Below are 26,405 nucleotides of genomic sequence, written 5' to 3' on the forward strand. Positions count from 1 at the left end.
GGCCGGGGCACTGGGCGCGGCCGGCCCGGGTTTTGGCCGCAGATTTGCCAAGCCCACCGAAACCGTTAAATTTGTCACCTCCCACTTCCTAACCTGTTCCCTTCGATTATGAAAAAAGTACTCCTGCTCGCCCTGAGCCTGACCGCCGCCGGCTTCACCGCCCAGGCCCAAACCACGAAGCCCGCCGCGGCCGCCGCCAAAACGACCGGCCCCGCCATCACCTTCGAAGAGTCGAAGTACGACTTCGGCTCCGTGGCCCAGGGCGGTATCGTGGACCACGTGTTCAAGTTCAAGAACACCGGCACCCAGCCGCTCATCATCTCCAACATCGGCGTGAGCTGCGGCTGCACCACCCCCGAGTACACCAAGGACCCGGTAGCGCCCGGCAAATCCGGCACCATCGCCGCCCACTTCAACTCGGCCGGCAAAATGGGCATGCAGAACAAAGTGCTGACCATCGAGTCGAACGCCGCTGCGGGCAACACCACCGTGTCGCTGGTAGGCGAAGTGAAGGAGGCCGGCACGACGGCCGCCGCCAAAGGAGCCGACGCCGCCAAGAAAGCCAACAAGTAAGGTCGAGCCCCTCGTTGGCTTGAGCCCAAAAAGGCGACCCGCGCAAGCAGGTCGCCTTTTTTATGGGCAAAAATTACGGGTGAAACCCAGCCCGGCCCCCAGCCCTACAGGCTGCGCACGGCCAGCAGCAGGCTCAGCCAGCCGCCGATGAGCAGCAGGCCGCCCACCGGGGCCACGGCCCCCAGCGCTTTCACGCCCGTGAAGCACAGCGCGTACAGCGAGCCGCTGAACACGAACACGCCCGCCAGCCACAACGTGCCGGCGAGGCCCAGGCGCAGCTCGGGCCGCAGGGCCCACAGCACGCCCACCGCCAGCATGGCCAGCGCGTGGTAAAACTGGTAGCGCACGGCGGTCTCGAAGGTGTCGAAGCGGCCCGAGGCTTCGAGCATGGGCCGCAGCCCGTGGGCCCCGAAGGCCCCGATGGCCACGCCCAGCAGGCCCAGGCCGGCGGCGAATTGAATAAGCAGTCGTGCAGTCATTTAAAAGAAGCCGAAAATCGTTAGGAAAGATTGCTGCAAAGGACAAAAAAGCGCGGGTGCGGGCCACCCTTTCGACGCGGATTATCGGCGCGGCCCGCTGCCAAGGCGCAGTCGTCTGCCCGGCAAGGGAAACGAAGCGCGTACTCCCTGGCTGATGCCCAAAAGAATGGGTGCCCCAAGGTATCCTCAACGTTTTTGACGAGTGGATGTTCGAACCGTTTGTAATAGAATTTTTGCATTATTATATTTAATTATGACATAATTTAACTATCTTGTGTGACACAACTAAAAAAAAACGATGGAACAACTCACTCCGCTCACTGAAGCCGAACGGCGCCGCGCCGTAGCCTACGTCATCGCCCTCACGGCGAATACACCGATAGCCCCCCAGCGCTACGAGCGCCAGCTGCTGGCCCGCTACCAGCAGGGCGAGCTGACCGTTGACCAAGTATTGGAGTCACTGGACGCAAGCATCTACCAAGTGCTCTACCGCAGCCGGACCGCGGAGCCGTGGAGCGTGACTCAACTCCAAGCGTTGCTCAACAAGTCGCGGCACTACAACGCCGCGCACGGCATCACGGGGTTGCTCTTGTACAGCGACGGCTGCTTCGTGCAAGTACTGGAAGGGCCGGAGAATGCCGTCCGCACGCTGTACGCCAACATTCAGCAGGACCCCCGGCACACGCAGCTGCTGACCATACGCGAAGGACTGGGCCCGCGCCGCTATTTTGCGGATTGGAGCATGGACTTTGGCTACGTGGAAAAGCAGGAGGTCGAGCAGGCCCTCGACCTCCTCTACACGGAGTCAACCCAGGCATTGGTTAGCAAAGACCCGTACCTCTGCGCCTTGCTGCGGGCCTTTGCTGTCGAAGAAGAAGCAACCATCTGAGGCCCCCCCGGCGGGCCCCGTCGGCCGCGCGCGTGCCGAAATGCTGCGGCGCTGCCAGGCTAAGAAACCGGCGGTAGCGGGTACCCGCGGCTGCCGAAAATGGCGCTGCCCACCCGAATCAGGGTGCTGCCTTCGGCCAGGGCCAGGGCGTAGTCGCCGCTCATGCCCATCGAGATTTCGCGGAACTCGGCATCATCGGCGAAGTACCGGGCTTTTAGCGCCTCAAAGTAGCCGCGCAGCTGCGCAAATTCCTGGCGGACCTGGGCCGCGTCGTCGGTGTTGGTGGCGATGCCCATCACGCCGGTGAGGCGCACGTGTTGCATTGCCGCAAACTCGGGGGAAGCAAGCAATTCTTCGGCTTCGGCGGGGGAAAGGCCGGTTTTGGCTTCCTCGCGGGCGATGTGGAACTGCAGCAGGCCCTGGATGACGCGGCCGTGGCGGGCGGCCTGGCGGTCCAGCTCTTGCAGCAGGCGCAGGCTGTCGATGCTCTGCACCGTGTGCACGAACGGGGCGATGTACTTGACCTTGTTGGTTTGGAGGTGGCCGATGAGGTGCCACGCCACGTCGGGCGGCAGCTGGGGGGCTTTCTCGGCCATTTCCTGGGCCCGGTTTTCGCCAAAAAGCCGGCTGCCGGCGGCGTAGGCCTCTTGCAGCAGCGGCACGGGGTGGGTTTTCGTCACGGCCACCAGCCGGGCCCCGGTGCCGGCTATTTTTTCTTCGAACGAATGGATGTTGTCGGCAATGCTGGGCATGGGGCAAAGGTAGTATGGGGTAGGGGGGGCTGCCAGCGGGGTCAAATGTCAAGTATAATGCTTCGACTGCGCGGACGCCAGATGAGCACGACGGCCTGACAATGGGCGTAACAGCCCAACGGCGGCGCCGCCATTAGTCATCTGACGACAGCTAATCTTCCAGCGGGTTGCTTAGGAACGTACTTTTCAGGGCCAGCCACAGCAGCCACAGCGCGATGCTGAGGCCGAGGTAGGGGCGGTAGAAATCCTTGGTGTTGCGGTAGCGCAGCTGGCGAATGTCGGACTTTTCGAGGCCGTCGATGCGGGCAAATACCTGGCGCAGGGCGGCGTTGTCGGTGGCCCGGAAAAACTGGCCGTCGGCGGCCAGGGCCAGCTCGCGCATGGTGGTTTCGTCGAGGCGCGTTTGCACGAAGCGCGGGCGGCCGGTCGAGTCCTGGCCGAAGGGCACGAAGCCGTCTTTGCCCAGCCCGATGGTGTAGAGGCGGATGCCGTAGGCGTGGGCCAGCTGGGCGGCCAGCAGCGGGTCGAGGGCCCCGCCGGTGTTCTCGCCGTCCGAGAGCAGGATGCACACCCGCGAGCGGGCCGTGGAGGCCCGCAGGCGGTTGATGGCCACCCCCAGGGCCGTGCCGATGGCCGTGCCGTCGTCGGCAATCAGGCCCAGCCGGAGGCTGGCCAGGCTCTCGCGCAGCAGGTCGTAGTCGGTGGTGAGGGGGGCCAGCGAGTAGGCCGCCCCGGCGAAGGCCACCAGGCCCAGGCGGTCGCCGGCGCGGCGGTTCACGAAGGCGGTGGCCAGGCGCTTGGCGGCTTCGAGGCGGTTGGGGCGCAGGTCCTGGATTTCCATCGAGCCCGACACGTCCACGGCCAGCACGATGTCGATGCCGCGGCCGGTTTGCTCCACCCGCTCGTCGGTGCGCTGGGGGCGGGCGGCGGCCACCAGGGCCAGCACCAGGGCCAGGCCCAGCACCGCGTCGGGCACGAAGCGCAGCAGCGCCACCGCCCCGGTGCCGGGGGCCACCCCGGGGGCCAGCGTGACCGTGACCGGGGCCCGCCAGCGGTGGGCCAGGCCCCGGCGCAGCAAAAACAGCAGCGGCACCGCCCCGATGAGCAGCAGTACCGCCGGGTGCTGCCACTGGTAGCCGGCCAGCGTGGCATAGCGCAAAAAATCGGGGTAGCCGCTCATCGGCGCAAAAGTAAGCGCCGGCCGTAGCGCCCGCCGCGCCGGCGCTACTGCGCCGGGCCCCCGAGTAGCTCGTCGGTGAAGTGGGCGCGGTGGGGCGGCTGGGCAAATTTCTCCGCGTTGTAGGCCGCCGACTGGCCCCGGGGAATGGAAAGCGACTGCCAGGCGTCGCCGCAAATCAGCTTGCCCAAAAACACCAGTTGCCCCACGTGGTAGGGGTAGTGCGCCAACTGCCGGTTGACGGCTTCCAGCACGGTGTGGCCCTGGTGACGGATGAAGACGGCCTTGCCCAAATCGGCCTCCGTCAGCCCGTCCAGGGCCCCGAACAGGCAAGCCCAGCCTTCGTGCCAGCGGGCCAGCACCTGGGCCGGGTCGGCAAGGTCGGGGTCGAACTCGGCTTCCCGGTCGCGCCAGGGCTTCTCGCCGTCGGCGGTCAGGAAGTCCGTCCAGCGCGAAAGCATGTTGCCCCACAGGTGCTTTACAATCAAGGCGATGCTGTTGCTGGCCGGGTGGGGCCGCCAGAACAGCTGGGCCGGCGGCACCTGGGCCAGGGTTTGGTCGCCGAGCAGCTGGTAGTACGCGAACTGCTTGCGGGCGCTGGGGAGAAAGTCGCTGGGCATGGGTTGGGAAGCGGCAGGCGGGGAACGAAACGGTGTTATCTCAACTCAAAACGCTTGGGTTTTAAGCTTTCAACTTTAATCTCTCAGCCCTGAACCGCCCCGTCATTTGCCAGCAGGGCCGCCAGTCGTGTCCGCCAGGAAGGGGGCAGGGAGGGCACGCGCAGCAGCTCCCGCACCTTGGCCAGGTCCGGGGTGGCCAGCACGCGGGCGTCGCCCATGTCCTGGATGGTGGCGGCAACATCCCCCGGCTCGATTAGCGTGATGGCGTCGCCGGCCTGCACCACGCCCGGCTGCACCACGCGGAAGTAGATGCCGCTGCGCCGCGCCTCCTCGAAGCGCCGCACCAGGCCCGCGTCGCGCAGGCGGATGCCCAGCTTGAAGCAGGGCTGGCGCGGCTGCACGGCCATCAGCACGGCGGTGCCCATTTGGTAGCGGGCCCCCACCCGGGCATCGGTTTCGAGCAGGCCCGTGGTGGTGAGGTTCTCGCCGAACGCGCCCGGCACCAGCAGCTCGGGCGGCACGTGCTGCCGCCAGAAGGCGTAGTGCTCCAGGGGGTAGGCGTACACGGCCTTGTCGGGGCCGCCGTGCACGCGCCGGTCGGCCTGCCCATCGCCGGCCAGGTGCTCGGCCAGCACCTGCACGGGCCCGGCCACGGGCTGCTTGAAGATGCTGGTGCGCACCGTTTGGCCCTGCCATTCGACCTCCTGCGGCAGGCCGACGTTGACGGATACAATCTGCATGGGGCGGGGGGGGAGGATGGAAAATTAATTGTTGGCGGGATATGTCCCGGGGGCTTACGCCGCCCGCGCCCGCACGGCGTAGCGGTGCTCGGCAAACACGCGCAGGCGCTGGAAGGCCCGCTCGACGTCGGCCTCGTCGTCGTCGGCCAGGGCGTTGCCGTAAATGGCTTGGTCGGTAGTAGCCAAGCCGCGGCGCACGTCGTCGTCGTTAGCGAAGTACGCCACGATTTCGCGGGTGGTGAAGGAATTGAGGGCGTTGTTCTCGAGGCCGGCGAGGTAGTTTTTCCACAGGGCCACGGCCCGCTCCACGTTGGCCGCCGAGCGCGAGAGGGTGAAGCGCTCGGCGTGGCGGGCAAACTGGGCCAGGAAGTAGCGGTGGTTTTTGCGGCGCTTGTAGGCCTCGTAGCGCCGCCGCAGGCCCCGCCGAAACAGCGCCGCCCCGCCCGCCAGGCCCAGCAGCGCGGCCCCCGTGCCCACCAGCCAGTAGGGGTAGTTGAAGAGCGGCGGCACGGGGGCCAGGGCCGTGGCGGCCCGCAGCACCGGCAGGGCCCCGCCGCCAAAAGCCGGGGCCGTGGCCAGCAGCCGCACCGCGGCCGGGGCCGGCCGCACGGCCAGGGTGTCGGCCCCGCGCAGCACGGCCACGGGCAGGGCCAGGGTTTGCACCGGGGCCAGCGCGAACGTGCGCAGGTGGTACACGGCCCGGTCGAGGCTCTGGCCCCGGCGGGTGACGGTGGGAAAATACGTGCGCCCCACGTACTCGAACGGGGCAAAGCGGGCCAGCGAATCGGGGAATACCACTTCCTCGGCGGGGTCGTGGCGGTAGCGCAGCTCGTAGTCGAGGGGCTGGCCCACGCGCGTGGTGGGCCGCAAAAACCGGCCTTCGGGGCGGCCCGCCGGCGGGGCCTGGGCCGCCGCCCCGGGCGGGCCGCCCAGTGCCGCGGCCAGCGCCAGGGCCCCCCACCGCGCCCGCCCGCTACCCACGGTGCCCGGCGCGGTTGCGGTGGCGGACGAGCGCCACCAGGGGCGGCACAAAATCGTCCTCGGTGCTCAGGGCCAGGAAGCTGGCGCGGTGGCGGCGGCAGAGGGCGGCCAGCTGGGCCCCGTGCTGCTGGGCCCCGGCGGCGTAGCGGGCCCGGAAGCCGGGGGCCGAGGTGTTCACCCAGCGGGTGGCCCCGGTTTCGGCGTCGCGCAGGGGCACGATGCCCAGCGCCGGCAGCCGCTGCTCGCGCGGGGTGTGCAGCTGCACCACCACCAGGTCGTGGCGGCGGGCCAGCAGGGCGATTTCACGCTCGTAGCCCTGGTCCAGAAAATCGGAGACGAGCACCACCAGGCTGCGGTGGCGCAGCAGGCCCAGCGCCTGCCGCACGGCCGCGCCCACCGCCGTGCGGCGGCCCCGGGGCTCGAGGGCAAACAGGCGCTGCACCAGGGCGTAGGCCGCCCGCAGGCCCTTCACCGGCGGCAGGTACAGCTCCTTCTGGTCGGAAAACGCCAGCAGGCCCAGCGGCGTGTTTTGGCGGGCGGCCACCAGGGCCAGCAGCCCCGCGATGTCGCGGCCCACGTCGAGCTTGCGGCGGGCGGCGGGGCCGGCCGCCAGCGAGGCGCTCACGTCGAGCAGCACCAGGGTCTGCTGCTCCTTTTCTTCCTTGTAGGTCTTCACGAACGTGCCGTGGCCCTTGCTGCTCACGGCCCAGTCGATGGCCCGCACCTCGTCGCCGTACTGGTAGAGGCGCACGTCGTCGAACTCCAGCCCCGTGCCCTTGAGGATGGAGCGGGCGTTGCCCTGCACCTGGGCCTCGACGGCCTTGCGGATGCGGATTTCGAGGTGGCGCAGGCGGCGCACCAGCGCGGTGAGGGCCGGGGGGGCGGCGGCGTTCATGGCCGCAAGCTACGGCCCGGGCGTAACTTGGGCCCCGTGAACCGCTCCCGCCGCCGCTGGCCGCTGGCCCTGGCCCTGGCCCTGGTGCTGGCCCTGCCCGCCTGCCAGCGCCCCGAAGACCCCCTGCGCCCCGCCGACCTCGTGCCCCGCCCCCAGCTGGTGGCCGCCCTCGTCGAACTGCACCTGCTCGAAGCGCGGGTCGAAAACGCGGCCATGAAGCCCGACTCGGCCCGGGCCCTGTTCCTGGCCCAGCAGAAGAGCATCTTCTGGAGCAACCAGCTGACCGACTCGTCGTTCCAGCACAGCGTGCGCTACTACGGCACGCACGGCAAGGACCTCGACGACATCTACGGGGCCGTCATCGATTCGCTCGAGCACCGCACCCACCGCCTCGACCCCAAGCGGCCCCCCACGCCGCCCCGGCCGTATTAGGTAACCAGCCATTAGCTTTTAGCTGCCAGCTGTTGGCTTATTTTTTTGATTAACAGGTTTTTGGCGAGCAGCCTATGCGCGTTCACTTTTAGCTGACTATTTAGCCCCTGCCATGCCTGCCCCCGAACTTAGCTGGGACGATTTCTTGCGCGTGGACGTGCGCGTGGGCACCGTGGTGGCGGCCCGCCCGCTGCCCGGGGCCCGCCGCCCGGCCTGCCAGCTGCGCATCGACTTCGGCCCCGAAATAGGCCTGAAAAACTCCAGCGCCCAAATCACCCACCACTACGCGCCCGCCGACCTGGTGGGCCGCCAGGTGCTGGCCGTGGTCAACTTTCCGCCCAAGCAAATCGGCCGGTTCCTGTCCGAAGTGCTCGTCACGGGCTTCGCCGACGCCGAGGGCCACATCGTGCTGGCCGCCGTGGCCGGCCCCGTGCCCAACGGCAGCCGCCTGGTGTAGAGTTTTGGCCACAGGTTAGCAGTTATGCGCTTGCCACAAAGTGAAACGTGAGTATCGGCCGGCGGCGGTAGAGACGCGACACTTCGCGTCTCGGCGATGAACGTTCATCGTTGAACATTCAGCGTTGAACGGCAACCGGGCAGTGATTGAGACGCGAAGTGTCGCGTCTCTACCCCCCGTTTCCGCAAACTGCCTTGTGGCGGGCACCACCGATTTTACAAAGCAAAGGCCTTCAACTCCGCCAATTGCTGCTGGATTTTCTGGTCCCACAGGGCCTGTTTGGCGGCGTTGAGGCCGTGGTTGGTGTCGAGGTCGTAGCGGTTTTCCTCGTCGTTCCACTGGTCGTACACGGCTTTGGTGAGGCGGTTGAAAGTGGGTTGCAGCTTCTCGCAGTCGAACTGGACGGCGCTGAGCTTTTGGCGCAGGCGGCGGGCGTACACCTCCGTCAGGTCGAAGTGCAACTGCTCGTGGCGGAGCAGGGCGGGGGTGGCCACTTTGGCGTCGCGCACCCACGACGTGCCGGGGTCGAAGGTGGGCGTGACGGTGGCCGAAAACACGTAGTCGCGGCACTGGGCCCCCGAAAGCAGGTCGGCCGAAGTGAGGGCGGCTTCCGGCTCGCCGTACTTGGCCTTGCCCTGAAAATCGGCCCAGGTGAGGGGCCGGCCGGCGGCCCAAGGAATGCCGGCGGGCTTGGCCGGGGCGGGCTTGGCCGGGGCTTGGGCGTGGGCGTCGGCCGCCGCGGCCATCAACAAAATAACTCCTAAAAAAACGGTGCGCATAGCGGGGTAATTCCTGATTGGAAGGCCGCCAAAACAACAACCGGGCCCAAAAAGTGTCGCGCCGCTACGCCTCCAGCAGCGCCGGGGCGGGGGCGCGGCCGGCGGGCAGCGGGGCCCCGGGGCGGGTTTCGCGGCGGAAGCGCCGCAGCAGCACGGCGGCCACGATGCTCAGGCCCAGCAGCAGGGCCGCCCACACCCCCGGGGCCCCCAGGTGCAGCCGAAAGCCCAGGAAGTAGCCCAGCGGCAGGGCCACCGCCCAGTAGGCCAGCAGGGCCACCAGCGAGGGCACCCGCACGTCCTCCAGCCCGCGCAGGGCCCCCAGGCCCACCACCTGCAAGCCGTCCGACACCTGAAAGGCGGCCGCGATGAGCAGCAGCGTGCTGGCCTGGGCCAGCACCGCCGGGTCGTGGTTGTAGAGCAGCGGCACCAGGTGGCGGCCCCCCACCAGCAGCAGCCCCATGCTGCCCATGAAGCCGAACGCCAGCCAGTAGGCCGCGAAGCCCGCCTGCCGGGCCCCGGCCGCGTCGCCGGCCCCGCGCAGGCGGCCCACCCGGATGGTGGCCGCCGCCGCGATGCCGCTGGCCGCCATGTACGTGACCGAGGCCACGTTGATGGCGATTTGGTGGGCGGCCTGCGGGGTGGTGCCCAGCCAGCCAATCATCAGGGCCGAGGCGGCAAACGCGCCCACCTCGAACATCATCTGCCCGCCGATGGGGGCCCCCAGGGCCAGCAGGCGGCGCAGGGCCGGCAGGTCGGGCCGCAGCCACGCGGCGGCGGCGGCGCGGTAGGGGCGCAGGCGCTCGGCCCGCAGCACGTAGCCGGCCATGAGGGCGGCCATCAGCCCCCGGGCGATGAGCGTGGCCCAGGCCGAGCCCATCAGGCCCAGGGCCGGGGCCCCCCAGTGCCCGAAAATGAGGGCGTAGCAGAGCAGCGCGTTCACCGCGTTGGCCCCGATGGACAGCCACATGGCCTGCCGGGTGAGGCCCAGCCCCTCGGCAAACTCGCGGAAGCCCTGGAACACCATCAGCGGCAGCAGCGACCAGCCCACCACCCGCACCCAGGGCGTGGCCAGGGCCACCACCGCCGGCACCTGGCCCAGGCGGGGCATGAGGCGCGGCACCAGCTCGGCCAGGCCGGCCAGGGCCAGCCCGGCCAGGGCGCAGAGCCACACGCCGCTCACCAGCAGGCGGCGCAGGGCGGGGGCGTCGCGGCGGCCGTCGGCGGCGGCCACCAGGGGCACGGCCCCCAGGCTCAGGCCGATGCCCAGCATCAGGAGCACGTTGGTGCTGTTCACGCCCACGCTGATGGCGGCCAGCGACGCGGTGCCCGCCCCGGGCAGGTTGCCCACCATGGCCGAGTCGCACACGCCCACCAGCACGTGGCCGAGCTGCGAGAGCACGACGGGGTAGGCCAGGAGCAGGGTGGGGCGGAAGTGTTCTTTTAAGTTGCTGGGCATTGGTTATCAGTTGTCAGTAAAAAGGTAAATTATTGACTAGTAACTGACAACGAGCAACTGACAACCTGTTTGCTTGCGCCCGACTGCTTCAAGCCGAGCGGCGCGGAACTGGCCCCGCGGGCAGCGGGCCGGCGGGGCCCACAAAGGTAGCCCCGCGCCCCGCGGGCCCCGTGCGGCCGCCCGGCGGCCCCCGCCGCGGCGTTGACTCATGCGAAACACGGGGGAGTAATTTGTTAACAAATGCGTGACTTGCCCGCAACCCGATTCCTCCCTGCAAAAGTCAAATTTGTATTTGAATAAGCCCAGGCCGGCGGGGCCGCTTCGCGCACCACCGGCCGCTTTCCCGCCCGCATGTCCGCGCCTTCCCCGCCTAGCCCCGTTGTGATGCGCCGCTGGCAGTGGCGCACGGCCCTCAGCCTGTTCGTGGGCTACAGCGCGTACTACGTGTGCCGCTCCAACCTGTCGGTGGCCGCGCCGCTGCTCATCCGGGAGTTTGGCGGGCGGGGGCTGAACAAGGAAGTGCTGGGCCAGCTGGCCTCGGTGGGGGTGCTGTGCTACGCGGCGGGCAAGGTGGTGAACGGCGTGCTGGGCGACTTTGTGGGGGGCAAAAAGATTTTCCTGCTGGGCATGGTGGGGTCGGTGGGGGCCACGGTGGCGTTCGGGCTGGGGCAGGGCGTGGCGGTGTTTTTCGTGGCCTGGGCCGCCAACCGGCTGGTGCAGTCCATGGGCTGGGCCGGGCTGGTGAAAACCACGGCCAACTGGTTTTCCTACCGGTCCTACGGCCGCATCATGGGCCTGCTCAGCCTGAGCTTTCTCTTCGGCGACGTGGTGGCCAAGCTGCTGCTCGGGCGGCTGCTGGAGCTGGGCCTGGGCTGGCGGGGGCTGTTTTGGGCGTCGGCGGGCGTGCTGGCGGCGGCGGCGCTCGGCAACTTCTTCAGCCTGAAGAGCAGCCCCGCCAGCGTGGGCCTCGAAGCCCCGCCCGCCAACCCCGACAGCCTTTTCGCGGCGGGCGGCCCCGCAGCGGCGGCCGACCGGCCCGCGTCGCTGGGCCAGCTGCTGGGGCCTTATTTCCGCAGCCCGTCTTTTTTGCTGGTGCTGGCCATGTCGTTCGGCCTCACGGCGTTGCGCGAGGCGTTTGGCTTCTGGGTGCCCACCTACCTGGTGGAGGCGGCGCACCTCTCGGCCGGCGCGGCCTCGGGGTGGAGCGCGTTGTACCCCGTGTTCGGCATGGTGTCGATTCTGGGGGCGGGCTACCTCTCCGACGCGCGGCTGGGGGGGCAGCGCGGCGGGCTCATCCTGGGGGCGTGCCTGGGGCTGGTGTTGGTGCTGGCGCTGCTGGCGCGGCCGGCGGCCGGCGCGGTGCTGCCGCTGGTGCTCACCTCGGCGGTGGGCCTGCTGCTGCTGGGGCCCTACTCGTTCCTGGCGGGGGCCATGGCGCTCGACGCCGGGGGCCGGCAGGGGGCGGCCACGGCGGCGGGCCTCATCGACGCCGTGGGCTACGTGGGCGGCACCGGGGCGCTGTGGCTCACCGGGGCCCTGGCCGAGCGGCAGGGCTGGGCCGCCGCCTTCGGGGCGCTGGCGGTGCTGGCCGGGGCCACGGCGGGGGCGGCGCTGGTGTTTTACCGCACCCAGGAGCGGCGGGCGGTGCCGGCGGTGGCCGTGGCGTAGGGCCGGGGCCCGCGGCGCGGTGTTGTCTTATAGGAAACTTTTGGTCATAATTAGGTAACGATTTGATGACCAACCGGCGACCTGTCGGCGGCCGCCCAACTAGACCTTTGCTAATAATATTTTGGACTGCTCCAGCTGCCGGGCAGCCGGGGCGGGCCGCCCAGCGGCGCGGGGCCGGGGCCGGCCCGGCGGTGCAAACCCGGCGCTTTCATCCTTATCCTCCAGCTTATGACGCCAACGACTACTAACCCGCAGGAAACGGTGGAGGCCCTGTTCGCGCTGTACGCGGCCCACGGCGGCGACGACTACATCGGCGAGCCGGTGTCGCAGCTCGAGCACATGTGGCAGGCCGCCGCCCTGGCCAAGGCCGAGGGCTACGACGACGAAGTGGTGCTGGCCGCGTTTTTCCACGACCTGGGCCACCTGTGCGCCCACGACGCGGCGTCGATGGACGGCTTCGGGGCCGTGGACCACGAGCGGCTGGGGGCCGACTACCTGCGGGCCCGGGGTTTCTCCGAGCGCCTGGCCGCCCTGGTCGAGAGCCACGTGCTGGCCAAGCGCTACCTCACCCACAAGTACCCCGAGTACCTGCGCCGGCTCTCGCCCGCCAGCCAGGCCACGCTGGCCTTCCAGGGCGGGGTAATGAGCGCGGCCGAAGCCGCCGCCTTCGAGCACAACCCCGACGCTGCCACCATCGTGCGCCTGCGGGAGTGGGACGACCAGGCCAAGGAAGCGCACCGGCCCGTGGGCCCCCTCGACTCCCTCAAATACATGGCCCTACAGCATTTGCTGAACCAGTGAATGGGTGAGTGAATGAGCGAAGTAGTCTCAATTCACTCATTCGCTCACCCACCTATTCACCGCCTCGCCCCATCACTCATTCACTCATTCACCCCTTGATTATGAGAAGCTTTTACCAAAGGTTTAATGCGCTGCTGCTCGTATTAGCACTGGGCCTGCTGCCGCAACTGCTGCGGGCCCAGAGCCCGGGCACCCCCGTGGGCGGCGTGGTGACGGACGACCAGCGGCAGCCCCTGCCGGGCGTGAGCGTGCTGGTGAAGGGCACCACCCGGGGCACGAGCACCGACACCGACGGCCGGTTTGTGCTGAACGCCAGCCCCGGCGAGGTGCTGACGTTCAGCTTTGTGGGCACGGCCACTCAGGAAATAACCGTGGCCGGCCAAAAGACCTTCGCCATTTCGCTGGCCACCGACGCCAAGCAGCTGAACGAGGTGGTCGTCACGGCCCTGGGCGTGAAGAAGGAAACCCGTAAAATCGGCTACGCCGTGCAGGAAGTGAACGGCGCGGACGTGACCCTAGCCCGCGACCCCAACCCCATCAGCGGCCTCACGGGCAAGGTGGCGGGCCTGAGCGTGGGCCCCTCGGCCGAGCTGCTGCGGGCCCCCAACGTGCTGCTGCGCGGCAACCAGCTCTCGCTGTACGTGGTCGACGGCTTCCCCATCGACACCGACACCTGGAACATCAGCCCCGACGACATCGACACCTACACCGTGCTCAAGGGCCCCGCGGCGGCAGCCCTCTACGGCAACCGCGCCTCGAACGGGGCTATTTTAATAACGACCAAAAAGGGCAACAAGAACAAGAAAGGCTTCACGGTGGAGCTGAACAGCAGCACCGTGGTGAACAGCGGCTTCCTGGCCTTCCCGCGGGTGCAGGACTCGTACGGGCCGGGCGAGAACACTTTCTACCAGTTCGTGGACGGGAAAGGTGGCGCACCGGGCGGCGTGGACGGCGACTACGACGTGTGGGGCCCCTACTTCAACGGCCAGCTCATTCCGCAGTACGACTCGCCCGTGGTGAACGGGGTGCGGCAGGGCACGCCTTGGGTGGCGCGGGGCGCCAACAACCTCAAAAACTTCCTGCGCACGGGTTATCAAACTAACAACAACGTGGCCCTGAGCGCCAACGGCGACAACTACACCACGCGCTTCTCGCTCTCGCAGCAGCACCAGGACAGCTACATTCCCAACAACTCGCTCAACATCGTCAACTTCAACCTCTACGGCTCCTTCAACCCCAGCCCGCGGTTCAAGATTGAGGCCAACGTGAACTTCAGCCGGCAGTTCACCGACAACTTCCCCGACGCCGACTACGGCCCCAACAGCCTGCTCTACAACGTGGCCGTGTGGACCGGGGCCGACTGGGACGTGAACGCGCCCGACATCCGCGGCATCTGGCAGCCGGGCAAGGTGGGCACGCAGTCGGTGTTTGCCGAGTACCAGCGCTACCACAACCCCTGGCTGATGGTGGAGAAGTGGACCCGCGGCCACTACAAGAACGACACCTACGCCTACCTCACCGGCAACTACAAGATTGACGACCACATCAGCGCCACGCTGCGCACCCAGGTGAGCACCTACGACCTGCTGCGGACGGAGAAAATGCCGTTCTCGGCCCACCCCTACGGCCGCGAGGGCAACCTGGGCGACTACCGCGAAGACCGCCGCAACCTGTTCGACACCAACGCCGAGGGCTTCCTGAACTTTAATTACGACGTGGGCAGCGCCAAATTCCTGAACCTATCGGGCCTGGTGGGCGGCAACGTGCGCAACTTCACCTACAACTCGAACTGGACCTCGACCGACTACCTGACCGTGCCGGAAGTGTACTCGTTCAGCAACTCGCTGAACCCGGTGCAGTCCACGAGCTTCAACTCGCAGATGCGGGTGCTGAGCGCCTACTACTCGCTCGACGCCACGCTGGGCAAGTTTGCCACCCTTTCCACTACGGGCCGGGTGGACCGCTCGTCGGCGTTCCAGATGCCCACCACCTACTACTACCCGAGCTTGTCGCTGGCCTCGGTGGTGTCGGACTACGTGCCGGTGCCCAGTTTCATTTCCTTCCTGAAGGTGCGCGGCTCCTTCGCCAACATCCGCACCGATGCCACGTCGGCCACCATCGGGCCCGCCCCGTTCAACTCCATCACGGCGCTGAGCGGCCAGACGCTGGCCAGCAACCCCAACGACAACCCGCTCTTCTACAACCCGCTGGGCTACGGCAACGTGTACGCCTCGCCCTACAACGGGCCCGACTACTCGCTGAACCCGGTGTACTCGGTGCTGAAGCCTTACAACAACCAGGCGGCCGGCTACGGCTCGAACAACCTGTTTGCCCAGAACCTGAAGACGACCACCCGCGTGAACTACGAGGAGGGCTTCGACGTCAAATTCCTGGGCAACCGGCTGGGCCTGAGCGCCACCGCGTTCCAGTACATCGACGGGCCGCGCATCCTGCCCAACCAGATTTCGACGGCCACCGGCTACACCACCGAGTACATCAACGCCCTGAAAACCAAGAAAACCGGCTACGAAGTGAGCCTCACCGGGGCCCCGGTGCAGAGCGCCAACGGCTTCGGCTGGGACGTGCTCGTGAACTGGTCCACCTTCAAGGAAGTGTACCAGGAGCTGCCGCCCGGCCAGGACACGTACCAGACTTTCTTTGCCAAGGGCGACCGGACCGATAAGTTTTACGGCACGGACTTCGTGCGGGCCCCCGACGGGCAAATCATCAACGATGCGGCCGGCAAGCCCCTGACCAACCCCGTGCGGCAGTACCTGGGCAACCTGAACAACAAGTACAACTGGAGCATCTACAACAAGTTCCACTACAAATCCCTGAGCCTGGGCTTCCAGTTCGACGGCGCGGTGGGCGGCGTCACTACGGACTACATGTTCAACAAAACCGTGCGCGGGGGCCGCAATGCCATCACCGCCGAGGGGGCCCTGGGCGATGCCCGCTACCAGGACTGGAAGAACTTCGACCCGACCGGTGCCAACGGCTACAAGGGCTCCTACGTGGGCGAGGGCGTGGTCATCAGCAACGGGGGGGCCATCAACTACGACTCCAAAACGGGCCAGATTCTCAACCCCGAGGCCTTGCAGTACGCCCCCAACAAGCAGGTGGCTTTCGTGCAGGACTACGTGAGCACGTACTACAACGTGCAGCAATCCAACCTGATGAGCAAGACCTACGGCAAGCTGCGCGAGGTCACCATCAGCTACGACCTGCCCCGCTCGCTGCTCGAAGGCACCTTCATTCAGAAGGTATCGGTGTCGCTGATTGGCCGCAACCTGCTCTATTTCTACGCCGACAAGCGCTTCAAGGACGTGGACCTCGACCAGTACAACGGGGCCATCAGCGTCACGGGCCTGCAGTCGCCCACGGTGCGCAGCTACGGCCTGAACCTGAACGCTACTTTTTAATAAGCTTTTAGCTATTGGCTGTTAGCTGTTAGCTTTTTGGGCTGCTTGTCAATTGACTATTCGCGGCAATTCAAAAGAGTTGATAAGTAGCAGCTAACGGTCAAGAAAGACTCTCTCCATGAAAAATATCTTCAAAACCGGCGGGTTGCTGCTCGCCCTGGCCCTGGCCAGCACCGGCTGCAACAAGGGCCTCGACGAGCTGACCGTGAACGAGAACAAGCCCAACGCCGTGCCGGCGTCGCTGCTCTTCACCGGCATTCTCAACGACGCCTACGAGGCCCCCAACGGCCAGAACGAAGTTTGGGACCAGTACTACATCTGGAACTACACCTACTACGGCAACGACCGCTACGACTTTGGGGCCGGGGCCAACTACTACACCACCCTCAAAAACGTGGAGCTGATGGCCGCCCAGGCCCAGACCGAGGCCGCCCCCAACCCCCAGGCCTACGGGGCCCTGGCCAATTTCTTCCGGGCCTACCTCTACACCCGCATGAGCCTGGAGATGGGCGACCTGCCCCAAACCCAGGCCCTGCAAGGCCTGGACGGCCTTGCCCCGGCCTACGATTCGCAGAAGGCCATTTTCGTGCAGGCCTTCAAGTGGCTGGAAAGCGCCAACACCGACCTGGGTACCCTGATAGCCGGCGGGGCGGCCACCGTGCCCGGCGACATTTACTTCGGGGGCAGCCTGGCGCAGTGGCAGAAAACCGCGAACACCCTGCGCGTGCGCCTGCTGCTGGCGCTGAGCAAGAAAAACGGCGACGCCGACCTCAACGTGGCCGGGCAGTTCGCGGCCATCGTGGGCAACCCCACCAAGTACCCGCTCATGGCCAGCCCCGCCGACAACATGCAGCTGCTGGCCAACCCGGCCACCAACAACTTCTACCCCACCAACAACCGCGATTTCGGCAACGAAGGCTCGCGCAAGAACATGTCGGCCACCTATGTAGGCCTGCTCACCCAGCTCCAGGACCCGCGCGTGTTCGCCACCTGCGAGCCGGCCCGCTACCTGGTGGACAACCAAAAGCAGAGCCCCACCAGCTTCGCGTCCTTCGTCGGGGCCGACCCCGGCCTCGACCTGGGCATCATGAACGACCAGGCCGGCAAGCAGCAGTACTCGTTCCTGAACCGCAAGCGCTACTACTCCACCCTTGCCGGCGAGCCCAGCATCCAGATTGGCTACCCCGAGCTGGCCTTCAACATCGCCGAAGGCATCAACCGCGGCTGGCTGGCCGGTGGCAACGCCGAAACCTACTACACGGCCGGCATCCAGGCCTCGATGGCCTTTTACGGGCTGCCCACCAGCGGCCCCTACACCGCCTACTTCTACCGCCCCGGCTCGGCCGATGTTACGGTCGGCTCCAATTACGACACCTACGTCATCCCCGTCAGCTACGCCACTTACTACGCCCAGCCGGCCGTGAAATACGCCAGCGGCGGCACCGGCCTGACCCAGATTTTGCAGCAGAAGTACCTGGCCCTGTTCCGGCACTCGGGCCTGGAAGCCTACTTCACCTACCGCCGCACCGGGGTGCCCACCTTCACCACCGGGCCCGGCACCGGCAACGGCGGCCGCATCGCGCAGCGCTTCAAATACCCCGACTCGGAGCGTAGCGCCAACACCGCCAACTACCAGACGGCCCTGGGCAGCCAGTACGGCGGGAATGATGACATCAACGGGTTGATATACTTGTTGAAGTAGGTGCTTTGTGGGGAGTAACCTCACCCCCGGCCCCTCTCCTGCGGAGAGGGGTGCCAGTACCTGAACGGGCAAAGTCAGCAAGCAAGTTGAACGCACCCCTCTCCGCAGGAGAGGGGCCGGGGGCGAGGTTTCCCCGGTGCCCTTTTCACTAGAATAACCCACCTTATGCGCCCAACCTATTTCCCGCTCCTGGCAGCCCTGGCCGGCGGCTTCGCCTCGCCGACCCACGCGCAAACCCCCAAGCGGCGCACCGAAAACGTGGTGCTCGTGACCCTCGACGGCATGCGCTGGCAGGAGGTGTTCGGCGGGGCCGACTCGGCGCTGTTTCGCTAAAGCAAATACTACTACGCCGACCGCAAGGCCCTGCAAAAGGACTTCGGCCAGGGGCCCCCCGAGCAGCGCCGCCAGGCCCTGATGCCCTTTTTGTGGGGCACCGTGGCCAAGCAGGGCCAGCTCTACGGCAACCGCCCCGCGGGCAGCCTGGCGAACGTGACCAACGCCATGCGCTTCTCGTACCCCGGCTACAACGAAATCCTGACCGGGGCCCCCGACGACGCCCGTATCCGCAGCAACGACCCGCTTGACAACCCCAACGCCTCGGTGCTGGAGTTCCTGAACCAGCAGCCGGCCTTCAAAGGCAAGGTGGCCGTGTTCGGTTCGTGGGAGGCCTTCCCGTACATCCTCAACGAGAAGCGCAGCGGCCTGCCCGTGAATGCCGGGATGCGCCCCGCCCCGGGCCCCGGCCTCTCGCCTAACGAGCTGGTGCTGAACGAGCTGCTGCCCGCCACGCCCAGCCCCTTTGGCGAGGAGCGGCTCGACGCTTTCACCGACCAGTACGCCCTGGCCTACCTCAAGCGCAAAAAGCCCCGGGTGCTCTACGTCGGCTTTGGCGACACCGACGACTTCGCCCACGGCGGCGAGTACGGGGCCTACCTGCACGCCGCCCGCTACACCGACCAGTTCATCGGCCAGCTCTGGGCCTACCTGCAAAGCGACCCGCAGTACCGGGGCAAAACCACCCTGCTCGTCACCACCGACCACGGCCGCGGCGTGGCCGGCACCCAGTGGCAAACCCATGGCAAAGACGTAGCCGGGGCCGACCAAATCTGGCTGGCCGCCCTGGGCCCCGATACGCCCGCCACCGGCGAGGCCCGCAGCGGCCAGCTCTACCAAAACCAGGTGGCCGCCACCCTGGCCGCGCTGCTGGGCGTGCCTTACGCGCCCACCCCCGCCACCGGCAAGCCGATTGAGGCCGTGCTGGGTAGAGGCGCGGGCCAGGCGGTGGGAGCGAAGTAGGGGCGGGGGAACGAGATAGTGAAATAAAGTAAGGCCGTCATGCTGAGCACAGCCGAAGCATCTCTCCCGCAGCAGTAAACCAATCAATTGGAGTAGTCAGCGGGAGAGATGCTTCGGCAAGCTCAGCATGACGGCCTGGGTTTTTAAAATAGCCTTCCACCGCTCTTTTCATCCATGCCCAGCCGCCTTCTTCTCCTGCTGATTTTGGGCCTCGGCCTCGCCCAAACCCCGGCGGCGCGGGCCCAGCCCCGGCCGGCCCGCACGGCCACCGTGCTGCAAGTACCGGGCACCCGGGAGTTTTGCCGGATTGATGAAAAGGGCCGGTCGGTGCTGCCCAGCGGGCGCTACGTGACGCCGGCCGGGCAGCTGGTGCGCATCACCCACGACCCGTTCGGGCTGGCGCTGGCCCCCGACGGGCGCACGGCCGTCACGCTGCACAACGGCGTGTTCACGCGCCTCGACTTGGCTTCGCTGGCGGCCGTGCGGGTGCCCAGCTACGACGGAACCATCCGGTCGCCGCTTTCCAACGGGTCGTTCCTGGGCGTGGCGTTTTCGGCCGATTCTAAAAAGGTGTACCTGAGCGGGGGCGACAACGGGGCGGTGATTATATACGACTTGGAGAAGATGCAGCGGCTGGATTCTATCTCGCTGAACGGGGCCTGCGCGGGGCAGCAGTATGCCGACAGCTTCACCTCCGACCTGGTGCTGAACGAGGCCGCCCACGAGCTGCTGGCCCTCGACCGCGCCAACTTCCGCCTGGTGCGCCTCGACCTGAACACCCGCCAGGTCACGGCCTCCGTGCCGGTGGGCCGCCAGCCGTTCGGCCTGGCCCTGAGCCCCGACGGCCGCACCGCCCTCGTGGCCAACGTGGGCCAGTACGCCTACCCGCTGATAACCGGCGCGACGCCCAAAAACGCGGATTCTATCATGATTTCGCGCCACCCTTACGGCAACGACACCAAGGAGTCGCGGGAGGGCACGGTGGTGGAGGGCCGCCAGATTCCCGGCGTGGGCAGCCCGCTGGCCCCCGAGGCCATGAGCGTGTTCGCGGTGGACCTGGCCACCAACCGGGTGGTGGACCGCTTCAAAACCGGCCACCAGATTGGGGAGATGGTGGAAGGCGCGGAAGTGGTGGGCGGGGCCAGTCCCAACTCGCTGGCCGTGGGCCGCCAGCTGGCCTACGTCACCAACGCCACCAACGACAACCTCACCGTCATCGATTACCGCAACCACCGGCTGCTGGGCGACATCCCCCTCAAAGTGGACTCCCGCCTCGACAAGTACCGGGGCCTGCTGCCCTTCGGCCTGTGCCTGAGCCGCGACGAGCGGACGCTGTACGTGGCCCTGCTGGGCTTCAACGCCGTGGCGGTGGTGGACGTGGCCACGCGCACCACCAGGGGCCTGATTCCCACCGGCTGGGGCCCCGCGCGGGTGCGCCTGTCGGCCGATGAGAAGACGCTCTACGTTACGTCCTGCCGGGGCCTGGGCGCGGGGCCCAACGGCGGCGCGGGCTTCGTGGCCCCGCCCCAGGGCACCTACATCGGCGACATTCAGCTCGGCAGCTTCCAGAAAGTGCCGGTGCCCACGGCCGCGCAGCTGGCCGCTTATACCAAGCAGGTGCTGGGTAATACGTTCGTGCCCACCAAGCTGGCGGTGAACCCCAAAAACCCGCTGCCCGCGCTGCCCGGCCTCACGCCCACGCCGATTAAGTACGTGGTGTACATCACGAAGGAAAACCGGACCTACGACGAGGTGCTGGGCCAGCTCCGCGAAGCCCGGGGCGACAGCACGCTGGCCCGGTTCGGGGTGAACTGCGAGTACACGCTGCCCGACAGCCTGCGCGGCAAATTTGCGCACCTGCGGGTGGCCCCCAACCACCGCAAGGTGGCCCGGCAGTTCGCGTTTTCCGACAACTACTACTGCGATTCCGACGCCTCCATCCACGGCCACCACTGGATGCTGGGCGTGGTGCCCAACGAGTGGGTGGAGGCCAACTCCAACGTCAGCAAAACGGCCAAGCTCTTCTCCGGGGCCCCCGGGCGGCGGTTTCCCGGCTCCACGGGCAGCATGGATCCCGAGGACTACGCCGAAACCGGCGGCCTCTGGGAAGCCCTGGAGCGCCGGCACGTGGCGTTCTACAACTTCGGCGAAGCCAACGAAACGGCCCACAACCGCGAGGCCTGGCGCGACACCGCCACCGGGGCCGGCCACCTCGTGATGGAGCCCATGCAGAAGGCCCTGTTCCCGCGCACAAGCCACGACTACGCCGGCTTCAACACCAGCATCCCCGACCAGTTCCGGATGGAGCAGTTCGAGCGCGAGTTCACCAAAAAGTGGCTCACGGGCCGGCAGAAGATGCCCGCCCTCATCACCATGCAGGTGCCCAACGACCACGGGGCCGACGTGCGCCCGGCCGACGGCTACCCCTACCGGCAGTCGTACATGGCCGACAACGACCTGGCCCTGGGCCGCATCCTGCACTTTCTCTCGCGCACGCCCTACTGGAAAAACATGCTCGTCGTCGTCACCGAAGACGACCCCCAGGGCGGCGTGGACCACGTGGACGCCCACCGCTCGCTGCTGCTGCTGGCGGGCCCCTACGTGAAACGCGGCTACGTGAGCCACGCCCACGCCAACTTCGGGGCGGTGCTCAAAACCATCTACAATCTCCTCGGCGTGCCCTACGTGAACCAGTACGACGCCACGGGCACGCTCTTGCAGGACTTTTTCACCGGCACGCCCGACTTCCGCCCCTACACCCTGGAGCGGAGCGACTTGCGCATCTTCGACCCCCAGCAGGCCATGCGCCGCTACGACAAAACCATCGACTGGCGCAAGGTGGAAAAAGGCCCCGAAATGGACGACGAAGCCCGCGAGCGGGCCGACCACTACCGCCAGCAAAAGGCGAAAAGCAAGTGAACCTGCGCTGTTAACTTCTGCATCGGCCTGCCGGAGCGCCTCACCCCCTAACCCCCTCTCCGAAAAGGAGAGGGGACGGGCTATAGTCTTAATTTCTAGATTTTTAGAATTAAAAACTAGCTCCCCCTCTCCTTTTCGGAGAGGGGGTTGGGGGGTGAGGCGCACGTGGAGGGCGACCCACCAGAACTTAACGCCTCCATCCGTCTCTCCCATCTGCTCAACGATTAACGGAGTACCACTCCGTTTTACTTACCCTATGAAAAACTACTGCTTGCTGCTGCTGGGCTGGCTCACCTGTTGCCCGGCCGGCGCGGGGCCCCCGGCGCGGGCCCATAAAGTGGTGTTCGTCATCGCCGACGGCATCCCGGCCGACGTGCTGGAAAAGGCGGCGGGCCCCAACATCCGGCAGCTGATGGCCACCGGCACCTACCTGCGGGCCCACGTGGGCGGCGACCTGGGCACTTATACCCAGACGCCCACCATCTCGGCCCCCGGCTACAACAACCTGCTCACCGGCACCTGGGGCTACAAGCACAACGTGTGGGACAACGCCATCAAGGCCCCCAACTACCACTACGCAAGCATCTTCCGCCTGCTGAAGGAAGCGCGGCCCACGGCCAAAATCGCCATCTTCTCAACCTGGCTCGACAACCGCACCAAGCTGGTGGGCGAAGGCCTGCCCGCCGCCGGCAACCTGCGCTTCGACTACCGAGCCGACGGCTACGAGCGGGACACCGTGGCCTTTCTGCACGACAAAGGCAGCCTTTACACCCACGCCATCGACGATAAAGTGGTGGCCGAAGCCGCTAACTGCTTGCAAGCCAACGGCCCCGACCTCTCGTGGGTGTACCTGGAGCACACCGACGACATGGGCCACCGCCACGGCGACAGCCCCGAGCAGCTGCGGGCCGTGGGCTACGTGGACGAGCAGGTGGGCCGCCTGCGCGCCGCCCTGGCCTACCGCACCCAGCACTACCCCGAAGACTGGCTCCTGGTGCTCACTACCGACCACGGCCGCGACGCCCAGACGGGCCGCAACCACGGCGGGCAGTCGGACCGGGAGCGCACCACCTGGCTGGCCCTGAGCACGAAAGACGTTAACGCCTACGCCCGCCGGGGCCCGGTGGCCATCGTGGACATCCTGCCCACCATCGCCCGGTTCATGCAGCTGCCGCTGCCCGCCGCCGCCCAGCGCGAGCTGGACGGCGTGCCGCTGCTGGGGCCCGTGTCGGTGGCCGCGCCGCGGGTGGTGCCGGCCCCCGACAGCCTGCGCATTGGCTGGACGGCGCTGGGGGCCCCGCCGGAACAGGTTCGGGTGTGGGCCACGGCCACCAACCGCTTCAAAACGGGCGGTACGGACGATTATATCCTGCTCGGCACCGTGCCGCTGGCCCGTCAGCGCCTGGCCGTCAGCCGCGCAGCCTACCCGGCCGCTTTTTATAAAATCGTGCTCGAAGGCACGCACAACACCGCCAATGGCTGGCTGATGCCGCCCGGGCCGCCCGCCCCCGGCGGCACCGACTAGGCCGGCACCAGCGCGGCCCGCAATTGCTGGTGCAGCTCGGCCAGCGAGGCCAGCAGGCCGTCGTTGGGGCAGGCGGCCAGCTGCGGGCGGGAATGGGTGCCGTTGACCACGCCCAGGCTGCGGGCGCAGCCGGCGCGGCGGCCCGATTCGAGGTCCGACGGCGTGTCGCCCACGTTGTACACCCGCTGCGGGTCGGCGATGCCGAACGCCCGCATAGCTTTTTGGATCATCAGCGGGGCGGGGCGGCCCTCGGCTACTTCGTCGCTGGCAATGGATAAGTCAATGATTGCGTGTGCGCTGCCCCGGTGCTGAGCGTCCAGGCCCGCGTCCCAGCCCAGGCGGTGCAGAATCAGGTCCGTTACTTCGCGGTAGAAGCCCGTGGTGAGGGCGATGCGGATGCCCTGGCCCCGGAGGAAGGCCAGCAGCTCCAGGCAGCCCTCCGTGGGCACCACCTCGGCCGTGCGGTAGTGGCCCTCCAAAATCTTTCGAAACGCTTCGTACGACTGGTCCACGCGGGCCGCCAGGGCGGACGGGCGCACGGCGGGCCCCAGCTGCTCGCGCCAGAGCGTCTCGAACACGAAGCGCTTGGCCAGGCCCTGCACCGCCAGGATGCGGGCGGCGGTGGCCCGCAGGCCGGTGGCGGCGGCGGCCTGGGCGAAGCAGGCTTCTACTTCGTGCTGGTCGCGGACGGTGGTGCCGGCCATGTCCAGCACCACGAGTTGCAAAGGCTTCATAAGGCAGAAAAAAGTGTTGACAAATATGCAACAAATATAGGGCCCCGCGCGGGCCGTTTGTTCCGGCATTGTCACGTTTGCGTTACGTTTGTCCTTCCCGATTATTCTGCATGAAACACGACAAGCTGAGCCTCATCGGCGTCCGCATCCTGGAGCTGCGCAAAGCCAAAAAGCTGAGCCTGCGCGAGCTGGCCCGGCGCAGCGGCCTCTCGGCGGGCCTGCTCTCCAAGGTTGAGAACTTCCGCACCGTGCCGTCGCTCTCGGTGCTGGTCGAAATCGCCAACGCGCTGGAGGTGGACGTGGCGGTGCTGGTGAAAAACATCAACGGCGAAACCACCGCCCCCTACCTGCTGGTGCGGGCCGACGAAGGCCGCCCCGAAAAGCGCGACGACTCCAAGGGCCTGCTCTACAAGTACCTGCTCTCGCAGGACCTGCTCAACTACAGCCTGCGCGTCAACGAGGTCCACATCAGCCCCCACACTTACCGCAAGCCGCTCTCCACCAACGCCCTGGAGTTGGTGTACGGGCTGGAAGGCACGGTGCGCTACGGCTTCAAAGACGGCGAAGTGGAAGTAGGGCCCGGCGACACCCTGTACTTCGACGGCCTGCTGGCCCACTCCGTGCGCAACGACACCGCCCAAACCGCCCGCCTGCTGAAAGTGTACCTGCTGCGGCACACCGACTGAGGGGCCCGGCGCGGGGGCCGGTAGCGCGGGGCCCGGGCGGCGGCGGGGAAGCACAAATAACCTATTCATAACCCCCGCCATAGTTTCATATTAGTTAACCGTTGCTACGTTTGCCCCGGCACCAAAACCAGCCGGCGCAGCATGGAAAATTCGTATGACTTGATTGTGGTGGGGGCGGGGGCCCTGGGCGCGTTCCACGCCTACTTCGCCTTGCAGCGCGGCCTGAAGGTGCTGCTGCTGGAAAAAGACCCCCGGCCCGTGGAAGCCACCGTGCGCAACTTCGGGCAAATCATCCCTTCGGGCATGGCCGAGGGCGAGTGGTTCGACTACGCCCGCGTGAGCCTCGACACGTACAAAGCTATCCAGGCCGAGTACGACATTTCCATTCGGCCCACCGGCTCGCTCTACCTGGCCTCGTCGGCCCCGGAGATGCAGGTGCTGGAGGAAAAACACGCCCGCTACCAGGCCCTGGGCTACGCCTCGCAGGTGCTCACGCCGGCCCAGTGCCGGCAGCGCCTGCCCGCTGTGCGGGCCGACTACTGCGCCGGGGGCCTGCTCTTTGCCCAGGAAGTGACGGCCGAGCCCGACCTGCTGGTGCACCGCCTACTGGCCTACCTGGTGGCCCGCTGGCACCTCGACTACCGCCCCGCCACGCCGGTGCGGGAAGTGACGGCCGGCGACGCCGGCTGCTTGGTAATCGACACCAGCGGCCGGCGCTACGCCGGGGCCCGGGTACTGGTGTGCAGCGGCCGCGACTTCCAGTTGCTGTTCCCGGAAGTGTTCGCCCAGAGCGACTTGCAGCTGGTGAAGCTCCAGATGCTGGCCACCTACCCACTGCCCCAGGTGCGGCTGCCGGGCTCGGTGCTCACGGGCCTGTCCATCCGCCGCTACCACGCCTTCCACAGCTGCCCGTCGTTCGCCCAGCTCCGGCCCGCCGACGTGGACCCGGAGCTGCGCCAGTGGGGCATCCACTTGCTCTTTAAGCAGGCCCTCGACGGCTCCATCATCCTCGGCGACACCCACGAGTACGCCGACGCCAGCGCGGCCAATCCCTTGGATTTCAACAATTCCGACCACCTCAATCGGCTCATGCTGGCCGAGGCCCACCGCATCCTCGACCTGCCCGACTGGCGCATCCAGCGCACCTGGAACGGCTACTACGCGCAGAGCAAGTCGGCCGAGATTTTCCAGCACTCGCCCGACCCGCGCATCCACATCGTCACCGGCATCGGCGGCAAGGGCATGACCACCGCCTGCGGCTTCGCCCGGCACCACGTGGAGCAGCTGGGGCTGGGCCGCCGGCAGCCGGCCCAGGCGCGGCACTAAAAGCGGGGCCGGGGCGTGGCGCCCGGCGCGGCCGGTTGGGTGCGCAGCCAACGCCGGGTCGCCGTTGTCCGTAGGCCGGCTGGGTTGGGGCCGGAA

At 67.3% G+C, this 26,405-nt stretch carries 24 protein-coding genes; 14 read left to right on the plus strand and 10 right to left on the minus strand.

All coding sequences use genetic code 11. The features are described 5' to 3' along the window. Positions 1–108: 108 nt before the first annotated feature. The gene (locus HNP98_RS17275; protein WP_173811425.1) at positions 109–573 is read left to right on the plus strand and encodes a DUF1573 domain-containing protein; all 465 of its coding nucleotides are present in this window, start codon (positions 109–111) and stop codon (positions 571–573) included. Between the two features lie 104 nt (positions 574–677). Here the strand turns inward: HNP98_RS17275 and HNP98_RS17280 are convergent, their stop codons facing one another. Beyond that, positions 678–1,052, minus strand: a complete 375-nt coding sequence (locus HNP98_RS17280; protein WP_173811426.1) for a DUF423 domain-containing protein — start codon at positions 1,050–1,052, stop codon at positions 678–680. Positions 1,053–1,350: 298 nt separating this feature from the next. Here HNP98_RS17280 and HNP98_RS17285 point away from each other — a divergent pair, with 298 nt between their 5' ends. Next, positions 1,351–1,941, plus strand: coding sequence for a BLUF domain-containing protein (locus tag HNP98_RS17285; RefSeq protein ID WP_173811427.1), 591 nt, complete (start codon positions 1,351–1,353; stop codon positions 1,939–1,941). Positions 1,942–2,000: 59 nt separating this feature from the next. On the opposite strand, the gene HNP98_RS17290 is transcribed toward HNP98_RS17285, so the two are convergent. The 6 genes from HNP98_RS17290 to HNP98_RS17315 all read right to left on the minus strand — a co-directional run bounded on the left by HNP98_RS17290 (position 2,001) and on the right by HNP98_RS17315 (position 7,106). Further along, the gene (locus HNP98_RS17290) at positions 2,001–2,693 is read right to left on the minus strand and encodes a YggS family pyridoxal phosphate-dependent enzyme (RefSeq protein ID WP_173811428.1); all 693 of its coding nucleotides are present in this window, start codon (positions 2,691–2,693) and stop codon (positions 2,001–2,003) included. A gap of 151 nt (positions 2,694–2,844) precedes the next feature. Next, positions 2,845–3,873, minus strand: coding sequence for a VWA domain-containing protein (locus HNP98_RS17295; protein WP_173811429.1), 1,029 nt, complete (start codon positions 3,871–3,873; stop codon positions 2,845–2,847). Between the two features lie 44 nt (positions 3,874–3,917). Then, positions 3,918–4,490, minus strand: a complete 573-nt coding sequence (locus HNP98_RS17300) for a DUF1572 family protein (protein ID WP_173811430.1) — start codon at positions 4,488–4,490, stop codon at positions 3,918–3,920. Between the two features lie 83 nt (positions 4,491–4,573). Continuing rightward, positions 4,574–5,230: an MOSC domain-containing protein gene (locus HNP98_RS17305; RefSeq protein WP_173811431.1), complete on the minus strand. Its 657-nt coding sequence runs from the start codon at positions 5,228–5,230 to the stop codon at positions 4,574–4,576. Positions 5,231–5,284: 54 nt separating this feature from the next. Then, positions 5,285–6,262, minus strand: coding sequence for a hypothetical protein (locus tag HNP98_RS17310; RefSeq protein ID WP_173811432.1), 978 nt, complete (start codon positions 6,260–6,262; stop codon positions 5,285–5,287). Beyond that, positions 6,204–7,106 carry a DUF58 domain-containing protein gene (locus HNP98_RS17315; RefSeq protein WP_173811433.1) on the minus strand — a complete coding sequence of 301 codons (903 nt, stop codon included), beginning with the start codon at positions 7,104–7,106 and terminating at the stop codon, positions 6,204–6,206. Before HNP98_RS17315 ends, HNP98_RS17310 begins: the two co-directional genes overlap by 59 nt. Before the next feature lie 36 nt (positions 7,107–7,142). On the opposite strand from HNP98_RS17315, the gene HNP98_RS17320 reads away from it, so the two are divergent. Both HNP98_RS17320 and HNP98_RS17325 read left to right on the plus strand, forming a co-directional pair. Continuing rightward, positions 7,143–7,538: a DUF4296 domain-containing protein gene (locus HNP98_RS17320; RefSeq protein ID WP_173811434.1), complete on the plus strand. Its 396-nt coding sequence runs from the start codon at positions 7,143–7,145 to the stop codon at positions 7,536–7,538. Between the two features lie 112 nt (positions 7,539–7,650). Next, on the plus strand, positions 7,651–7,995 hold the full coding sequence (locus HNP98_RS17325; protein WP_173811435.1) for a tRNA-binding protein: 345 nt from the start codon (positions 7,651–7,653) through the stop codon (positions 7,993–7,995). Positions 7,996–8,210: 215 nt separating this feature from the next. Here the strand turns inward: HNP98_RS17325 and HNP98_RS17330 are convergent, their stop codons facing one another. Continuing rightward, positions 8,211–8,774 (minus strand): DUF922 domain-containing protein, encoded by a 564-nt coding sequence (locus tag HNP98_RS17330; RefSeq protein WP_173811436.1) that lies wholly within the window; start codon positions 8,772–8,774, stop codon positions 8,211–8,213. 64 nt (positions 8,775–8,838) lie between these two features. Further along, entirely contained in the window at positions 8,839–10,230 is a 1,392-nt protein-coding gene (locus tag HNP98_RS17335; RefSeq protein WP_173811437.1) for an MATE family efflux transporter, read from the minus strand. Between the two features lie 351 nt (positions 10,231–10,581). On the opposite strand from HNP98_RS17335, the gene HNP98_RS17340 reads away from it, so the two are divergent. From HNP98_RS17340 to HNP98_RS17370, 8 genes are all read left to right on the plus strand, one after another. Then, positions 10,582–11,898 carry an MFS transporter gene (locus tag HNP98_RS17340; protein ID WP_173811438.1) on the plus strand — a complete coding sequence of 439 codons (1,317 nt, stop codon included), beginning with the start codon at positions 10,582–10,584 and terminating at the stop codon, positions 11,896–11,898. A gap of 228 nt (positions 11,899–12,126) precedes the next feature. Further along, on the plus strand, positions 12,127–12,699 hold the full coding sequence (locus tag HNP98_RS17345) for an HD domain-containing protein (RefSeq protein ID WP_173811439.1): 573 nt from the start codon (positions 12,127–12,129) through the stop codon (positions 12,697–12,699). A 101-nt stretch (positions 12,700–12,800) separates the two neighbouring features. Then, positions 12,801–16,121 carry a SusC/RagA family TonB-linked outer membrane protein gene (locus tag HNP98_RS17350; RefSeq protein ID WP_173811440.1) on the plus strand — a complete coding sequence of 1,107 codons (3,321 nt, stop codon included), beginning with the start codon at positions 12,801–12,803 and terminating at the stop codon, positions 16,119–16,121. Between the two features lie 118 nt (positions 16,122–16,239). Next, positions 16,240–17,823, plus strand: coding sequence for a SusD/RagB family nutrient-binding outer membrane lipoprotein (locus HNP98_RS17355; protein WP_173811441.1), 1,584 nt, complete (start codon positions 16,240–16,242; stop codon positions 17,821–17,823). A 165-nt stretch (positions 17,824–17,988) separates the two neighbouring features. Then, positions 17,989–18,156: a hypothetical protein gene (locus HNP98_RS21595; protein ID WP_217425819.1), complete on the plus strand. Its 168-nt coding sequence runs from the start codon at positions 17,989–17,991 to the stop codon at positions 18,154–18,156. An 81-nt stretch (positions 18,157–18,237) separates the two neighbouring features. Further along, positions 18,238–19,119 carry a sulfatase-like hydrolase/transferase gene (locus tag HNP98_RS17360; protein WP_217425820.1) on the plus strand — a complete coding sequence of 294 codons (882 nt, stop codon included), beginning with the start codon at positions 18,238–18,240 and terminating at the stop codon, positions 19,117–19,119. Between the two features lie 174 nt (positions 19,120–19,293). Beyond that, positions 19,294–22,038 carry a bifunctional YncE family protein/alkaline phosphatase family protein gene (locus HNP98_RS17365; RefSeq protein WP_173811442.1) on the plus strand — a complete coding sequence of 915 codons (2,745 nt, stop codon included), beginning with the start codon at positions 19,294–19,296 and terminating at the stop codon, positions 22,036–22,038. 256 nt (positions 22,039–22,294) lie between these two features. Then, positions 22,295–23,563: an alkaline phosphatase family protein gene (locus HNP98_RS17370; RefSeq protein ID WP_173811443.1), complete on the plus strand. Its 1,269-nt coding sequence runs from the start codon at positions 22,295–22,297 to the stop codon at positions 23,561–23,563. On the opposite strand, the gene HNP98_RS17375 is transcribed toward HNP98_RS17370, so the two are convergent. Continuing rightward, the gene (locus HNP98_RS17375) at positions 23,560–24,297 is read right to left on the minus strand and encodes an HAD family hydrolase (RefSeq protein ID WP_173811444.1); all 738 of its coding nucleotides are present in this window, start codon (positions 24,295–24,297) and stop codon (positions 23,560–23,562) included. The genes HNP98_RS17370 and HNP98_RS17375 overlap by 4 nt on opposite strands. Positions 24,298–24,407: 110 nt before the next feature. Here HNP98_RS17375 and HNP98_RS17380 point away from each other — a divergent pair, with 110 nt between their 5' ends. Beyond that, positions 24,408–24,983, plus strand: a complete 576-nt coding sequence (locus tag HNP98_RS17380; protein WP_173811445.1) for a helix-turn-helix domain-containing protein — start codon at positions 24,408–24,410, stop codon at positions 24,981–24,983. A 141-nt stretch (positions 24,984–25,124) separates the two neighbouring features. Continuing rightward, positions 25,125–26,309, plus strand: coding sequence for a TIGR03364 family FAD-dependent oxidoreductase (locus HNP98_RS17385; protein WP_173811446.1), 1,185 nt, complete (start codon positions 25,125–25,127; stop codon positions 26,307–26,309). The last annotated feature ends 96 nt before the right edge of the window (positions 26,310–26,405 follow it).

The sequence above is a fragment of the Hymenobacter caeli genome (assembly GCF_013294115.1).
GTDB lineage: Bacteria > Bacteroidota > Bacteroidia > Cytophagales > Hymenobacteraceae > Hymenobacter > Hymenobacter caeli.

Coding starts and splice junctions, on each gene's coding strand:
- HNP98_RS17295 (WP_173811429.1), bottom strand. CDS start 3,873: ATGAGCGGCTACCCCGATTTTTTGCGCTATGCCACGCTGGCCGGCTAC.
- HNP98_RS17275 (WP_173811425.1), top strand. CDS start 109: ATGAAAAAAGTACTCCTGCTCGCCCTGAGCCTGACCGCCGCCGGCTTC.
- HNP98_RS17365 (WP_173811442.1), top strand. CDS start 19,294: ATGCCCAGCCGCCTTCTTCTCCTGCTGATTTTGGGCCTCGGCCTCGCC.
- HNP98_RS17370 (WP_173811443.1), top strand. CDS start 22,295: ATGAAAAACTACTGCTTGCTGCTGCTGGGCTGGCTCACCTGTTGCCCG.
- HNP98_RS17385 (WP_173811446.1), top strand. CDS start 25,125: ATGGAAAATTCGTATGACTTGATTGTGGTGGGGGCGGGGGCCCTGGGC.
- HNP98_RS17340 (WP_173811438.1), top strand. CDS start 10,582: ATGTCCGCGCCTTCCCCGCCTAGCCCCGTTGTGATGCGCCGCTGGCAG.
- HNP98_RS17360 (WP_217425820.1), top strand. CDS start 18,238: ATGCCCTTTTTGTGGGGCACCGTGGCCAAGCAGGGCCAGCTCTACGGC.
- HNP98_RS17375 (WP_173811444.1), bottom strand. CDS start 24,297: ATGAAGCCTTTGCAACTCGTGGTGCTGGACATGGCCGGCACCACCGTC.
- HNP98_RS17280 (WP_173811426.1), bottom strand. CDS start 1,052: ATGACTGCACGACTGCTTATTCAATTCGCCGCCGGCCTGGGCCTGCTG.
- HNP98_RS17335 (WP_173811437.1), bottom strand. CDS start 10,230: ATGCCCAGCAACTTAAAAGAACACTTCCGCCCCACCCTGCTCCTGGCC.
- HNP98_RS17350 (WP_173811440.1), top strand. CDS start 12,801: ATGAGAAGCTTTTACCAAAGGTTTAATGCGCTGCTGCTCGTATTAGCA.
- HNP98_RS17380 (WP_173811445.1), top strand. CDS start 24,408: ATGAAACACGACAAGCTGAGCCTCATCGGCGTCCGCATCCTGGAGCTG.
- HNP98_RS17330 (WP_173811436.1), bottom strand. CDS start 8,774: ATGCGCACCGTTTTTTTAGGAGTTATTTTGTTGATGGCCGCGGCGGCC.
- HNP98_RS17285 (WP_173811427.1), top strand. CDS start 1,351: ATGGAACAACTCACTCCGCTCACTGAAGCCGAACGGCGCCGCGCCGTA.
- HNP98_RS17315 (WP_173811433.1), bottom strand. CDS start 7,106: ATGAACGCCGCCGCCCCCCCGGCCCTCACCGCGCTGGTGCGCCGCCTG.
- HNP98_RS17300 (WP_173811430.1), bottom strand. CDS start 4,490: ATGCCCAGCGACTTTCTCCCCAGCGCCCGCAAGCAGTTCGCGTACTAC.
- HNP98_RS17290 (WP_173811428.1), bottom strand. CDS start 2,693: ATGCCCAGCATTGCCGACAACATCCATTCGTTCGAAGAAAAAATAGCC.
- HNP98_RS17305 (WP_173811431.1), bottom strand. CDS start 5,230: ATGCAGATTGTATCCGTCAACGTCGGCCTGCCGCAGGAGGTCGAATGG.
- HNP98_RS17345 (WP_173811439.1), top strand. CDS start 12,127: ATGACGCCAACGACTACTAACCCGCAGGAAACGGTGGAGGCCCTGTTC.
- HNP98_RS21595 (WP_217425819.1), top strand. CDS start 17,989: ATGCGCCCAACCTATTTCCCGCTCCTGGCAGCCCTGGCCGGCGGCTTC.
- HNP98_RS17355 (WP_173811441.1), top strand. CDS start 16,240: ATGAAAAATATCTTCAAAACCGGCGGGTTGCTGCTCGCCCTGGCCCTG.
- HNP98_RS17325 (WP_173811435.1), top strand. CDS start 7,651: ATGCCTGCCCCCGAACTTAGCTGGGACGATTTCTTGCGCGTGGACGTG.